Here is a 13,170-nt window from a genome sequence, read left to right as displayed (position 1 = left end):
GGAAAGAGCAGCTCTTGGGCGGCTCGGGGTCGGGCAGGTGAAATGGGGGTACGCCTCCGTTCTTGCCTTCGCCTGCGTCCTTGCTGGAAGGCCATTGTGAGCATCCCAGTGAGAGGCGATGTGAACGGCACGGTACTACAACTTGAAAACGTCAATGTCTACTACGGTGAGAGCCATATTCTGCGCAATGTATCGTTCACCGTGGAGCCGGGTCAGGTCGTCTGTCTCATGGGGCGAAACGGTGTGGGCAAAACGACGACCCTCAAAGCGATCATGGGATTATTACCGGCTCGAAGTGGCCTGGTAAAGTTTCAGGGACACGAGATTGCCAAAGAAACCACGGACCGACGTGCCAAGCGAGGCCTCGCCTATGTGCCGCAAGGACGGGAGATTCTCCCCCACCTCACCGTACGGGAAAATTTACAGCTTGGCTATTGGACGAGACCGGCATCGACAGGCGATGTGTCTGAGAAGGCGGCCTTTGATGAAGTCTTTACCCTGTTTCCGAAGCTAACCCAAATTCTCGATCGACCAGGCGGCGTCTTGAGCGGGGGAGAGCAGCAGCAATTAGCGATCGGCCGCGCCTTACTATCCAAGCCGGAAGTTCTCTTACTGGACGAGCCGACGGAAGGCATTCAACCATCCATTATCGATCACATAGAGGATGTGATCATCGGATTTAAAAATGCACGACGGTTTGCTATCCTATTGGTCGAACAAGGACTCCACTTTGCCGCCAGGCTTGCCGATTCGTATGTCATTATGGCAAAAGGTGCGGTGGTAGCGACGGGCAAGACGAGTGAATTGAGCGCGGAGCAGGTGAAGCAGCATTTGGTGGTGTAAGGACACGCGGCCTGGCGGGGTGTCTCTGTGCTCGCAGCCCGCCCACGCGAAGACGGTGGTCGGCCGATGCGCGCAGTGGAGTCAACCCGCCAGGCCGTGTGAAGATGTCTCGCCGTCGTAGGGAAAAGGAGAGGAAGAAGAAAAGAGCTAAGAGCGCGGTGACGACAAGTAAGACATCAGAATTGAAAGCGGAGAGCTGAAGCAATTGGAAGACGATTCTGGCCCGTCGTGGGGGAGTGGAGATGAAGGCCATGCCACAAAATCAATTCATTTCCCCCCTCCGACTCTCAATGCAGCCAGGACTGGAAATGCCAATCGCTGTTTCATTATGGTTTTCTTAGCATTAATACCAGTCCTTTCTGCCGGTTGCATAAAGCGAGGGGAGGCTACTCTCATTACGACGAAGCCCGTGGACCTCGATCTTACTGCAGGTCCTAGAGTGATCGGAGAAGATTGCGTCTGGTCGTTCATTGTTATTCCACTCAGCGGAAAATTTTATCCTAGTTTCAAAGATGCTGTGGAGAACGAACCATTGCCACTTTCAATAAATTTCACTAAGTCTAACCATGTCATTTTTGTAGACCCATGCATTTGACGCCTCGTGAGCAGGAAAAACTGCTCATCTACGTCGCCGGGCAGTTGGCAAAGGAACGGAAGGCGCGTGGGTTAAAGTTGAATCATCCGGAGGCCGTGGCGTTTTTAACTGCCGCGCTTCTTGAAGCGATTCGCGATGGCCGGTCGGTCTCAGAACTCATGAGCTACGGCGCAACGTTGCTGAAGCGTGATGATGTGATGTCGGGTGTGCCGGAGATGTTGCCTGATTTGCAGGTCGAGGGCACGTTTCCGGATGGCACAAAGCTGGTCACGGTCCATCAGCCGATACGATAGCGATCTATGAAAAAGAGATCTCCCGTTTCCTCCAGTCGTTCTCAAAAATCTTCATCAAAGAAAGCTTCTGCCAAATCCTCAGATTCTGCGCCGCGTTCCAATACCCTGCTCCAACCGGCTCATGTGGTTCCGGGCGAACTGATTCTCGCCCAGGGCGACATTATCGCCTTTGAAGGGCGTCAGACGGTGGACCTGGTTGTGGGGAACGTTGGCGATCGGCCGATTCAAGTGGGGTCTCACTGTCATTTTTTTGAATCAAATCGCGCGTTGAAGTTTGATCGCGCTAAGGCGTTTGGGTTTCGGCTCCAAATACCGGCGGGCACCGCGGTGCGGTTTGAGCCGGGCGAAGAAAAGCGAGTCGCCCTTGTGGCCATAGGCGGAAACCGGGTGGCCTATGGCGTCAATGGTCTGGCGAATGGCCGTTTGGATGATCTTGAAGTGCGTTCGCGCGCCTTAGCGAAGGCTGCTGCGGAGGGGTTCATCGAGAAGGGGAAGGGTTGATGAGAATTCCGCGGCGTCAGTATGCGGACTTGTATGGACCGACGACCGGAGACCGCATTCGTCTGGCCGATACTGAATTGATCATCGAAATCACGCGCGATCTGACGACGCCGGGTGAAGAGGCGAAGTTCGGCGGCGGTAAGACGATTCGCGATGACATGGGACAGTCGCCGGCCGCCACTCGGGCTCGTGGCGCGCTCGACCTCGTCATCACGGGTGCTGTTATCCTGGATTGGTGGGGTGTCGTGAAGGCGGACATCGGCATCCGCGATGGACGTATCGTGGCCATCGGCAAAGCCGGGAACCCGGACATGATGCCGGAAGTGACACCAGGTATGGAGATCGGCGCGTCGACCGAAGTGATTTCAGCCGACGGCAAGATCGTGACAGCCGGGGGCATTGACACCCATATTCATTTCATTTGTCCGCAGATCATCACCGAAGCCGTGTCCGCGGGGCTCACTACCCTCATTGGCGGCGGGACGGGGCCGGCAACGGGCACGAATGCAACCACTTGTACGCCTGGGGCGTGGAACATTCATCGGATGCTTGAAGCGGCGGATGGGTTTCCCATCAACCTTGGATTTCTTGGCAAAGGGAATTCTTCATTGCCTGACGGACTGAACGAACAGGTCGAAGCCGGGGCAATTGGACTGAAGCTTCATGAAGATTGGGGAACGACGCCGGCTGCCATCTCCACCTGTCTGGATGTGGCTGAGCGATACGATGTGCAAGTCGCCATTCACACCGACACACTGAACGAAGCCGGATTTGTTGAAGATACCATTAAGGCGTTTGCGGGGCGGACCATCCACTCTTTTCATACTGAAGGCGCGGGCGGCGGACATGCACCGGATATTATCAAGGTGTGTGGCGAACCGAATGTGCTTCCTTCTTCGACGAATCCCACCATGCCGTTTACTGTAAATACGATGGACGAACACCTCGACATGCTGATGGTGTGCCATCACTTGAATCCACGAGTCCCCGAAGATATTGCCTTTGCCGAGTCACGTATCCGCCGTGAGACGATCGCAGCGGAAGACATTCTGCATGACATGGGCGCGATCAGCATTATGTCGTCGGATTCCCAAGCCATGGGACGGGTGGGTGAGGTGGTCATTCGTTCATGGCAGACTGCACATAAAATGAAACTGCAACGCGGGCATTTGTCTGAGCGAGGAGTCGAGGGCGGCCAGAACGTGCATGATAATTTCAGGGCTCGGCGGTATGTGGCTAAGTACACGATTAATCCGGCCATCGCACATGGTATTGCGCATGAAGTCGGCTCCGTAGAGGTCGGGAAGTTGGCGGATCTTGTGATATGGAAATCGGCGTTTTTCGGTGTGAAGCCTGAGATGGTTGTGAAGGGCGGCTTTCCGATGTCTGCGGCGATGGGCGATCCCAATGCTTCGATTCCGACGCCCCAACCTGTTCTGAGCCGACCCATGTTCGGCAGCTTCGGCCGCGCGCCGTTCACAACCAGCGTAACCTTTGTCTCTCAGGCGGCGATTGATCAAGACGTGGCACAGTCTCTCCATTTGGAAAAGCGCGTCTCGGCAGTCAAGGGCTGCCGTCGGATAGGGAAGCGCGATCTTAAGCTGAACGATGCTCTTCCATGCATCGAGGTCGATTCAGAAACCTATGAGGTTCGCGCCGACGGACAGTTGTTGACATGTGAGCCACTCGCGGTGCTGCCGATGGCACAACGCTATTTCCTCTTTTAAGCGTCTGATGAAAAACGCTACATGACACCCGCCATCCCGAAGCGCGCCAAGTCGCACCCCTTCAGGAAGCTTCGTTCTCGACTTCAAACAATCCTCAACGTACCCGTGGGTGAGAGCCGGTCTTGGCAAGGCTTCAGTCTGCGGCCTTGGTGGAACTCTTTGATCAGCCTTGGCAGGGAGGCTGTGGCGTGCCTGAACGATGAGATGCAGCATGGTTCAGAAGAGGCTGAACGGAAGCTCAATGGTGCCGGCGCATTTATAGAGCCTTGTGTGGTCCTAAGTCCCAAAAGAAAACTCCATATTTAAGGCATGAATGCAGTAGAGGGCCCACTGATTAGAGGGTCATTATTATGGATACTCTTTCGCTTCTTCACGGACTCCGCTTCATCGATAGCTTCTTTCCATCCGGTGGTTATGCGTATTCATCGGGATTGGAGGCCGCCGTGCAGGACCATTACATCTGCCATGCAGAAGACCTGTCATCTTACGTCGAGGATCTATTCAGGCGCGGGCTTGGTCGTTGTGAGGCGGTTGCGGTCGGTCTCGGCCATGATGCCGCTGCTTCCGGAGTGCTTCAGCTAGGACTTGGTGCTGACTGCGAGTTAGATGCCATGAAACTGAGTCGTGACGCGCGTATGGCCAGTCGGCAAATGGGTCGACAGATATTGAAGAATGCCGGCGAGCACGCAGAGCCATCCTCGACGCTACGGCATTTTGTGGCTGAGGTGGAAGTGAATCGGTCGCCGGGACATCTCGCTGTGAGCCTGGGATTAACCTTAGGTACGTTTAAGTGGCCACGACAGGAATCAGTCGCAGCCTTTCTGTATCATACGGCAGTGGGGTTTGTGTCGGCCGCGTTGAAATTGCTGCCGATCGGCCAACGAGAAGGGCAACGCTTACTCGCCGGCTGGATGCCATTAATTGTTGAAGTCAGCTGTCAGGTTGAACATCAGAAGATGCTGGCATGCTGGTCACCGGTCCAAGATATCTATTCCATGCGCCATGCGCACTTAACCACACGGCTATTCCGATCATAGCTGACTGCTGAAGACTGAGAGCTGAACACTTTTATGAGTAGAGATCATCACCATCATCAGACTGATCGTCCGACGCTCGCTCGGGCTGCGAATATTCCCGTCATTGGCATTGGGGGGCCGGTTGGATCGGGCAAGACAGCGCTCGTAGAGGCGTTGTGTCGGCAATTGCGGGATCAGTACAGCTTAGCCGTCGTGACCAACGACATTTTCACGAAGGAAGATGCCGAATTCTTGACGAGACGTGGAGCCTTGCCGGCAGACCGGATCGTCGGGGTTGAAACCGGGGGCTGCCCCCACACCGCCATTCGTGAGGATGCGTCGCATAACCAGGAAGCGATCGATGCGTTCGTGCAGCGCGTCGAGGGTGTCGAGCTGATCTTTGTGGAAAGCGGCGGTGACAACCTGGCGGCGACCTTTAGCCCCGAACTCGCCGATCATGTGATCTACGTCATCGACGTGGCAGCCGGGGACAAGATTCCCCGCAAAGGCGGTCCCGGTATCACGAGATCCGATCTGTTGGTCATTAATAAGATCGACCTCGCGCCTCACGTCGGCGCCGACCTTTCAGTGATGGAGCGGGATAGCAAGCGGATGCGTGGTGATGGCCCCTTCATCTTCACAAACTTGCTGACCGGGGTTGGGCTCTCCGACGTCGTCAAATGGGTCCGGCAATTCTTGCCTTCCCGACCCGAGCCGGCTAAGGTCGCCTATGATGGAATCCGTGGTGCATGATCAGGCCGACGATTTCACCCGGATTGGACGAACAGGGGAACTGGTCCTTGATTATGTCCGGCAGGGTTCGGAGACGATTCTTAGGCACTCCACCAGCCGAAGCCCCTGGCATTTTTTTCCACCAATCGCGCTGGATGAGACGGGCGCTGCCTACACGCTCCTGGTCAACCCGTCCGGTGGCCTGGTCGGAGGCGATCATCTCAGTCTTTGTGCAACCCTTGGCCCTGAATCACACGTGCTGTTCTCAACACCTTCGGCCAACCGTGTCTATCGTTCCATTGCAGAACCATCTCGACAAGACATTCAACTGACCGTTGGAGCGGGTGCCATTCTCGAATGGGCGCCAGAGCCGACCATTCCTTTCCTGGGCTCGCGATTCAGTCAAAAGCTTCACGTGACATTGGAGTCCGCAGGGACCCTTATCTTATGGGATGCGTTGGCGGCGGGACGCATCGCGAGAGGCGAGCGATGGAGGTTTACTAGTTTGGATAACGAGATCAGGGTCACAACTCCGGGAGCTTCCGTGCTGGAACGGTATGGGCTCATCTCCGAGAGCGCAATGAGTGGGGCTGGACTAGCGGAACCTTGGGATTATGTGGCGTCGCTGTTTATTTTGAACGAAGCGGTGGAAGAGGATGTTTGGAAGAAGTTGGAGGACAAGATTGCGTCGATCCTTGAAGATCGGCAGGGCCGGGTCTTGGGAGGAGTGTCGGAGCCAGCGGTGCGAGGCCGTATCGTCAAACTCATGGCGAAATCGGCGCCGGACCTCAATGCCGTATTTGAGTCGATTTGGGCGGCTGCTCGGGCACTATTATGGGGTCTCCCGCTCCCGGCCCTGCGACGTTATTAGCGTCTTACCCTGACTCTACCAAATACCGAGTCCCATCATGACCATTCCAATCACAAGCCAACCGAAGACACCTGCAGCAATCAGTGCTTCTAGCGTCATACCGTACTCCCGTTGGGGAAGGTGTGATGAAAGTCTTGCAGTACCTTAACTGCAAGGTGAATGCCTGGTAGCGGATAAACCGGAAGGAACAGGATCAGCAAGCCTGGTACGAGGAGTAAAAGATGACGGTTTTTTCAAGGTTCGTAATGCAGAGTTCAAATTTGTACACACATGACCATTTTTGACACGGAAGCTCGCACTGCTGCAGGTGCGAGGCAGAAGTTTTTAATGCTAGGCTGCCATTTCGTAGGGGCGGAGCGCTACGATCTTAGCGAAGTTGCGGTAGACCTTCGCCGCCAATTTTGGTGAACTGACGACAAGACGATCCAACGCTTTTGAATGAAGCACTAATACGGTCGCATCGTCGATAGCCTTCACCGCGCGATATTCAGTATGGTTGCTGAGGAAGCGGATTTCGCCGAAGCTATCCCCCGGTCCAAGTCGTCTCTTAGCGTCGGTCGTCAGGCGACTTCCTTTAGCCCGGCCCGCCACCTGAAACTGCCCGGAAAGAATGAGGAAGACTTCACGTCCCGTATCATTGTTGGTCAGCACGACATCGCCCTTACGGCACATCAGCAGATGACCGAAGGATGAGAGTACTTTCATTTCTTCGCCCGTGAGTCCTGCGAAGATGTCACAAGCCTCACCGATGGGGGCAGAGGCATTCAAGTGCAGTTGCAGAACATCCCAAAACTGGTCGATATCGCCGCACATTCCGGACATGACCTGTTTCTCTAGCTGCGGAAACTCTGCGCGCAGCAGTTCAATGTCATTGGTTGAGCGCGGATATTGCTCAGCAATTTCCGCGAACGGCGAATGCACGCGTTTAAAGTGCTCGATATCGTCGAAGACCAACACCATGGGAATGACATAGGTGTACTTGGGATGATTGAAGCCAGGCTGATATAGGCGATACCCCAGGCGGGTATACAAGGGCAGGAGCTTCGGATGGCAGTCAATAAAGTCGAATCGCATGCCCTGTTCTTTGGCAAAACGGAACATCGTGCAGGTCAGTTGCTTCAACAGATGACTGCCTCGCAGCTTCGGGTGTAAGGCAAGCCGTGAGCTCATGCTGACGTGTTTGGGAAACGCGGGGCCGAATCGATCGAGATTGAATTCATTATCACATTCAAATGGGCCATCCCGGCGGAGTGTTAAACGTGCACAGGCTGCGGGGCGGCCGTTTTGCTCCACGTAAAAATGGTACGAATGCGGGTCCCACTCGTCGTACAACTGACGGGCTGCGACATCGGCCTCGGAATGCCTGGATTGTCCGTTCATCTCTTCAATGTAGACTTCATAGCGAAGTCGATAGATCGCCTCCCGTTCGGCTTCCGTGGTTGCCATTTTTACGACTGGTTGCATATGCGTACTCCTTTCCTTAGGGAGACCATGGCTTATGTTTTTTCGATACGAGAGCGGCGTAGGGTCGATCTTGTTGTCTCATCACCGCTCATCTTTAGTGTGGATCCTGGCAATCTCAAAAGAGTCAGGATGCGGTTAAATAATGGTTAAACATGCGGCGTGAACATGTAGGCAGAGGCACATAGTGGCGCGATAAGCTTCCCGCAGCGGCCGATGCTGAATCCTTCACTATTCGGTGTCGGCCTATCGGGAAGACTTATATGTCCGGACGCGTTGAGTACGTATTGCTGGGAAGGCGCAATCCAAGCAGTGGCGCAAGCGCAGAACGCATTACAGGTCGGAAAGATCTTTCTGTAGAAAGAATGGTGACCGGAGAAGCGTATCGGTCGACAGATTTGGGAGAGGGGAAATAGTGGGTAAAGGATTAAATCTGAGGATCGAATCTATAGCCAACGCCCGGCACATTGACGATATGTTCGCCGAAAGTACCGAGCTTTGTGCGCAGTGAGGAGATGTGGACCTTCACCGTTCTCGGATCGTCGTAGCGGTCGAGCGCATAACCCCACACCTCGGCCAGCAAGATGGCCGGTGTCAGTGTACGCCCGCGCTTCCTTACTAGGATTTCGAGTAGATCGAATTCCTTCTTCGTCAGACGTACTTCTTTGCCTTCGATCGTCACTCTTCGGCCTGCCGCATCGATGATAATGGGACCGATGCACACTGTGTCATCTGCATCCGTTGGCTGTTCCCTGCTCCGAACCAAAAGGTTTCGGATCTTCTGAACCAAAATTTTATTTGAAAATGGTTTGAGCAGATAGTCATCCGCCCCCTCTGTGAGGCCATCCAGCTGATCCCGCTCTCCAAGCCGCCGTCCGGACATCATAATGAGCGGAATATGTCGAGTGCGTGAATCTTGTTTAAAGTGCCGACATAGCATGACGCCGTTTATGCCCACTAAATCCACGTCGGACAGAATGATGTCCGGAACCGATTGACTGACAAGACGAATCGCCTCGTCCGCGCTTGTCCCGACCCTTACTGAGAACCCCTCTGCCTGCAGCACCAATGTGAGAGTAGTACGGAACATGTCGTCGTCTTCAACAATGAGCACATGAAGTGGCATCGAGCGATGTTATCCTAGGTGGTGCCGAGCATGGAGCGAACCGGGTTCTTGTTATCACTACATGATAACACTTGTCGTCATTTACGCCTGGTGTGATCCAGATTTTAGACCAATTGTATTCATCAAATAGGACTGTTCCTACCTAGTGAGTAGTCACATAGCCTTCTCCTGCGGAAAGCGCTCGGTTCTATTGTGTCACACAGTGACTGTACCACTTCTAGGAAAAGCAATCGTTGTGGCTTACAGAGGTGGAAGCCCAACATGGAAAGGCAAGGAATAATCGGCACGAGCGATGTAAAAAGTTATCCCGAAATTTCTATCTCACCTGCAATCCATAACGTATGGAACAGATCATCTGTATACAATCTCTTTCATATCCTCTAGGTGCATTTTGACCCTGGGTTCGGAGATTCTCAGTTCATCAGCAATGTCCCCGAGACGCCTGCCTTGTCCGCTCCATATAAGAATAGTCTGTTTGCGAGGCATCAAGATTGGGTATTAATATGAGCCGGTCACGCTTGAAACCAATCCGGCATCAGTTGAAGAGCCGAAGGAGGTCTTCAACAACATTGTCTGGCATGCGCGCGCCGCAGTCGCGACCATTAGGGTAGATCGGACAGTCGGCGGACTAAGACTGAAAATCACCGATAATGGCCGTGGCATCGCTGGCAACGCCATCAAAGGGAGGGGCATCCAGGATATGCACATTAATGCATTGCGCTAAGGTGAAAAGTTTCGATTGCCCCCGCTCACCAGGCACTGCTGTGATGCTCAATATTCCTTCGTACGCGACCTTCATCATTGGACACTCCTCCGCACTCCGCTTTAGTAGGGGGCGACCTATCTTAGGGCCTTTCAGGCCAGGCATTGGTAGCCCATAAAACATAACCCCTCATCCGATCAGCGCCTATACAATGCATGCGCTACGCGGTACAAGGGATGATCAACTACTCGCGTGATGAATATCTTGAGCGTCGCTAGAATTGCTTAGTCTACCGTGAGGCACAACATTGGAGCGGTTGACTGCAGTGGGATTCCATTAAGATTGCAGAAGCCGTTAGTGTTATCAGGGGATATAGGAGAGCGGTTGTGACAACGGCGACATGTGTCGCGGCCATTGTGCTCGCCATGCTACCCGGTCAAGAGGTCGTCGCGACCATCACGCCACACGGACCCGCGAAGCCGTCGCTTGTTCAAGTTCAGACCGTTCAACACGACTTTCCGGTTTGTCTCCCGTTCTCGACCACGCGCCACCTTCTTGTGCAAGCGGTAGTTGGATAGCTGAATCCTCCATGGATAGTAGGACCTTCATAAGAGTGTTCAATAACGTCAAGCCTACGGCGAGGCAGTCTGCCATAAGGCCTCTTGTAAGACTGTACGAAAGAAAGTGCCGAACGTAAGGACGGTAGCATCAGGCCAAATACTCCTTCCGAGGCGATGTGCGGTCAGGCACGTTGGAGATGTGAGCATTGGACATCTTTCCAATCCTGGCTAGACTAAGTGTGACCGTGTTCAAGAAACAGAATGTCCTGAACCGAGGGCATGGTGATATTCGAGAGCGACGAGAGGTTGGATGACCTGTACTCTCGTAGCAAATTCCAACAACGGAAACCAGATGATCCTGCCTGTTGTATTGTTAGATCTGCCCAACACCCTTGGCAAGGCATGTGCTTCGGCTCCGGATCTATGAATACCATGCTTCGTATCCTTCACCTCGAAGATAATCCCAGGGATGCCGAACTCATCCAGATGCGTCTTTCTGAAGAAGGGGTTGCATGCGAGATCGTGCTCGTTGCTGGTCGCAAAGACTTTGTCGAAGCGCTTGAAGGGCAATCCTTTGACGTCATCCTGTCGGATTATACCGTTCCCGGCTTTGATGGCTTAGAAGCATTAACCATCGCCCATCAAGCCTGTCCGCATATTCCATTCATTTTTGTCTCAGGCACGATTGGAGAAGAATCGGCCGTCGTGACGATGCAATGTGGCGCGACTGACTACGTCTTAAAAGGCCGACTCTCACGGCTCAAGCCGGCGATACAGCGCGCCTTACGGGAAGCAGAAGAACGGGCTCAGCGTAAGCAGGCAGAAGAGGCGCGGACACGCAACCAGCTCCGCCTGCAGGCCGTCCTCGATTCGGCGCTGGACGCGGTGGTCGGGATGGATAGCAACGGCCTGATAACTGATTGGAATCGCCGAGCGGAACAGATTTTCGGGTGGTCTGAGAGTGACGCTCTTGGAAAGCCGTTCGTCACACTCATTATCCCTCCTCACCAAGGCGAGGCTCATCTCCATGGATTGCGCCACTTCATGCGGACTGGTCAGGAGACCGGTCTAAATCGGCGCGTCGAAACGACCGCTTTACGGCGTGATGGTACTGAGTTTCCGGTGGAATTGGCGATCAGCGTCATCGAGATTGAAGGAGCCTATCGCTTTAACGCCTTCATTGCCGACATCACAGAACGGAAACAAAGGGAGCAGACCATTCGAGAACAGGCAACACTTCTTGATGTGGCCCACGATGCCATTGTCGTGACGGATCTGGAGGATAGCATTTTATATTGGAATAAGGGCGCGGAGCATGTCTATGGATGGACCTCCGCGGAAGCGCGGGGCAAACGATTCTCGACCCTGCTGTATGAAGAGCCACCGCCATTGCTGAAGGAAGCCATTGACAAACTCTTGCAAAAGGACGAATGGCGCGGAGAATTGGAACAGTTTACGCGCGCGGGAAAGGCGATTACGATCGAAAGTCGTTGGACCCTCGTGCGTGATTCCAACGGAAAGGCCAAGTCGATTCTCGTGGTCAACAGCGATATCACCGAGCGCAAATCACTGGAGAAGCAATTCCTCCGCGCTCAACGCCTCGAAAATCTTGGCACACTGGCCGGCGGTATCGCTCACGACCTCAACAACGTGCTTGGACCGATTCTCATGGGTGTCCAATTGCTCAGCGCAGGCCGGGCCGGTGACAAGCAGCAGGAATTGATCGATGCCATGCAGTTGAGCGTTAAACGAGGGGCCAGCTTAGTGAGGCAGATTCTCTCTTTTGCCCGAGGCGCCGAAGGAGAGCGCTCGCTGGTCGATATCAGACGGCTGATGACAGAAATTGAGACCATCACCAAGCAGACCTTTCCTCGCGGTATTCAACTCCAGAGCTTGGTACGCGCGGAGCCGTGGCCTGTTTCTGGAGACTTTACCCAGCTGTATCAGGTCCTGCTCAACCTCTGTGTGAATGCCCGTGATGCCATGCCGCACGGAGGGCGTCTGACCATGAAGGCGGACAATGTCACTTTGGATCAGCAGTATGCATACATGCAGGTCCATGCGCAGCCCGGTCCGTATGTATTGCTCTCCATCAGTGATACCGGGACCGGAATGCCCGCAGGAGTGATCGAGAAAATATTTGATCCCTTCTTCACAACCAAGGCAGCGGGCTTAGGGACCGGACTTGGACTGTCGACCGCACTGGGCATCGTGAAGAGCCATGGAGGGTTTCTGGACGTCTATAGTGAGGTCGGCAAAGGAAGTGAGTTCCGGGTCTATCTGCCGGCACAGAGAAGCGAGGTAATGGGCCCCGGTACGGATGAGCCCCAGGAATGGCCGATGGGACACGGAGAGGTCGTGCTGCTGGTGGATGACGAAGCGGCCATTTTAGAAATGACTAAAGCGACGCTCGAAGCCCATGAGTACAAGGTGTTCACCGCGAGCGATGGGACGGAAGCCGTTGCGCTGTATGCCGAACATCAGAGAGAGATTGATGTGGTTATCACCGACATGATGATGCCGTATCTGAACGGGTCGAATACCATCAGGGCCCTTCAAAAACTGAATCCCGCTGTGAAGATTCTTGTCGTCAGCGGACTGATGGGCAATGAGCAGGTGGCCGAAGTGGCCGGCACGACCCAGGTCGCCTTTCTTCAGAAGCCATACACCGCTGAAAGTCTTTTGATCACGCTGCAGCAGGTGATTGGTCCGAACCAAGATGATCGAACGTACCCCTGACGC

Annotated in this window: 13 protein-coding genes; 9 read left to right on the top strand and 4 right to left on the bottom strand. The window is 54.2% G+C overall.

Annotated features, from left to right (window positions below; genetic code table 11):
* Nucleotides 1–96 precede the first annotated feature (96 nt).
* From urtE to ACWHYZ_RS16290, 7 genes are all read left to right on the top strand, one after another.
* Nucleotides 97–843: an urea ABC transporter ATP-binding subunit UrtE gene (urtE, locus tag ACWHYZ_RS16320; RefSeq protein ID WP_447983737.1), complete on the top strand. Its 747-nt coding sequence runs from the start codon at nt 97–99 to the stop codon at nt 841–843.
* Between the two features lie 585 nt (nt 844–1,428).
* Nucleotides 1,429–1,731, top strand: coding sequence for an urease subunit gamma (gene ureA / locus ACWHYZ_RS16315; RefSeq protein ID WP_447983736.1), 303 nt, complete (start codon nt 1,429–1,431; stop codon nt 1,729–1,731).
* A gap of 6 nt (nt 1,732–1,737) precedes the next feature.
* The gene (gene ureB / locus ACWHYZ_RS16310; RefSeq protein ID WP_447983735.1) at nt 1,738–2,232 is read left to right on the top strand and encodes an urease subunit beta; all 495 of its coding nucleotides are present in this window, start codon (nt 1,738–1,740) and stop codon (nt 2,230–2,232) included.
* Complete coding sequence (locus ACWHYZ_RS16305; protein WP_447983734.1) at nt 2,232–3,959, top strand: urease subunit alpha; 1,728 nt, start codon at nt 2,232–2,234, stop codon at nt 3,957–3,959. The genes ureB and ACWHYZ_RS16305 overlap by 1 nt, the downstream gene beginning before the upstream one ends.
* Before the next feature lie 350 nt (nt 3,960–4,309).
* Complete coding sequence (locus tag ACWHYZ_RS16300; RefSeq protein ID WP_447983733.1) at nt 4,310–4,996, top strand: urease accessory protein UreF; 687 nt, start codon at nt 4,310–4,312, stop codon at nt 4,994–4,996.
* 33 nt (nt 4,997–5,029) lie between these two features.
* The gene (ureG, locus tag ACWHYZ_RS16295; RefSeq protein WP_447983732.1) at nt 5,030–5,728 is read left to right on the top strand and encodes an urease accessory protein UreG; all 699 of its coding nucleotides are present in this window, start codon (nt 5,030–5,032) and stop codon (nt 5,726–5,728) included.
* The gene (locus ACWHYZ_RS16290) at nt 5,706–6,578 is read left to right on the top strand and encodes an urease accessory protein UreD (protein WP_447983731.1); all 873 of its coding nucleotides are present in this window, start codon (nt 5,706–5,708) and stop codon (nt 6,576–6,578) included. Before ureG ends, ACWHYZ_RS16290 begins: the two co-directional genes overlap by 23 nt.
* Before the next feature lie 330 nt (nt 6,579–6,908).
* On the opposite strand, the gene ACWHYZ_RS16285 is transcribed toward ACWHYZ_RS16290, so the two are convergent.
* The 4 genes from ACWHYZ_RS16285 to ACWHYZ_RS16270 all read right to left on the bottom strand — a co-directional run bounded on the left by ACWHYZ_RS16285 (nt 6,909) and on the right by ACWHYZ_RS16270 (nt 9,967).
* A complete protein-coding gene (locus ACWHYZ_RS16285) occupies nt 6,909–8,042 on the bottom strand; it encodes a GNAT family N-acetyltransferase (RefSeq protein ID WP_447983730.1) in 1,134 nt (377 codons plus the stop codon).
* 424 nt (nt 8,043–8,466) lie between these two features.
* Entirely contained in the window at nt 8,467–9,165 is a 699-nt protein-coding gene (locus ACWHYZ_RS16280; protein ID WP_447983729.1) for a response regulator transcription factor, read from the bottom strand.
* 351 nt (nt 9,166–9,516) lie between these two features.
* A complete protein-coding gene (locus ACWHYZ_RS16275; RefSeq protein ID WP_447987600.1) occupies nt 9,517–9,651 on the bottom strand; it encodes a hypothetical protein in 135 nt (44 codons plus the stop codon).
* Nucleotides 9,652–9,793: 142 nt separating this feature from the next.
* Nucleotides 9,794–9,967: a hypothetical protein gene (locus ACWHYZ_RS16270; RefSeq protein ID WP_447983728.1), complete on the bottom strand. Its 174-nt coding sequence runs from the start codon at nt 9,965–9,967 to the stop codon at nt 9,794–9,796.
* A gap of 287 nt (nt 9,968–10,254) precedes the next feature.
* On the opposite strand from ACWHYZ_RS16270, the gene ACWHYZ_RS16265 reads away from it, so the two are divergent.
* Both ACWHYZ_RS16265 and ACWHYZ_RS16260 read left to right on the top strand, forming a co-directional pair.
* Complete coding sequence (locus ACWHYZ_RS16265) at nt 10,255–10,446, top strand: hypothetical protein (protein WP_447983727.1); 192 nt, start codon at nt 10,255–10,257, stop codon at nt 10,444–10,446.
* Between the two features lie 405 nt (nt 10,447–10,851).
* Nucleotides 10,852–13,167 carry a PAS domain S-box protein gene (locus ACWHYZ_RS16260; protein WP_447983726.1) on the top strand — a complete coding sequence of 772 codons (2,316 nt, stop codon included), beginning with the start codon at nt 10,852–10,854 and terminating at the stop codon, nt 13,165–13,167.
* Nucleotides 13,168–13,170 lie beyond the last annotated feature (3 nt).

The organism is Nitrospira sp. Nam74 (genome assembly GCF_965152615.1).
This window is presented reverse-complemented; position numbering and strand designations above follow the sequence as displayed.

Coding starts and splice junctions, on each gene's coding strand:
- ureA (WP_447983736.1), top strand. CDS start 1,429: ATGCATTTGACGCCTCGTGAGCAGGAAAAACTGCTCATCTACGTCGCC.
- ACWHYZ_RS16280 (WP_447983729.1), bottom strand. CDS start 9,165: ATGCCACTTCATGTGCTCATTGTTGAAGACGACGACATGTTCCGTACT.
- ACWHYZ_RS16300 (WP_447983733.1), top strand. CDS start 4,310: ATGGATACTCTTTCGCTTCTTCACGGACTCCGCTTCATCGATAGCTTC.
- ACWHYZ_RS16305 (WP_447983734.1), top strand. CDS start 2,232: ATGAGAATTCCGCGGCGTCAGTATGCGGACTTGTATGGACCGACGACC.
- ACWHYZ_RS16290 (WP_447983731.1), top strand. CDS start 5,706: ATGATGGAATCCGTGGTGCATGATCAGGCCGACGATTTCACCCGGATT.
- ACWHYZ_RS16260 (WP_447983726.1), top strand. CDS start 10,852: ATGAATACCATGCTTCGTATCCTTCACCTCGAAGATAATCCCAGGGAT.
- ACWHYZ_RS16285 (WP_447983730.1), bottom strand. CDS start 8,042: ATGCAACCAGTCGTAAAAATGGCAACCACGGAAGCCGAACGGGAGGCG.
- ureG (WP_447983732.1), top strand. CDS start 5,030: ATGAGTAGAGATCATCACCATCATCAGACTGATCGTCCGACGCTCGCT.
- ACWHYZ_RS16270 (WP_447983728.1), bottom strand. CDS start 9,967: ATGATGAAGGTCGCGTACGAAGGAATATTGAGCATCACAGCAGTGCCT.
- ureB (WP_447983735.1), top strand. CDS start 1,738: ATGAAAAAGAGATCTCCCGTTTCCTCCAGTCGTTCTCAAAAATCTTCA.
- ACWHYZ_RS16275 (WP_447987600.1), bottom strand. CDS start 9,651: ATGCCTCGCAAACAGACTATTCTTATATGGAGCGGACAAGGCAGGCGT.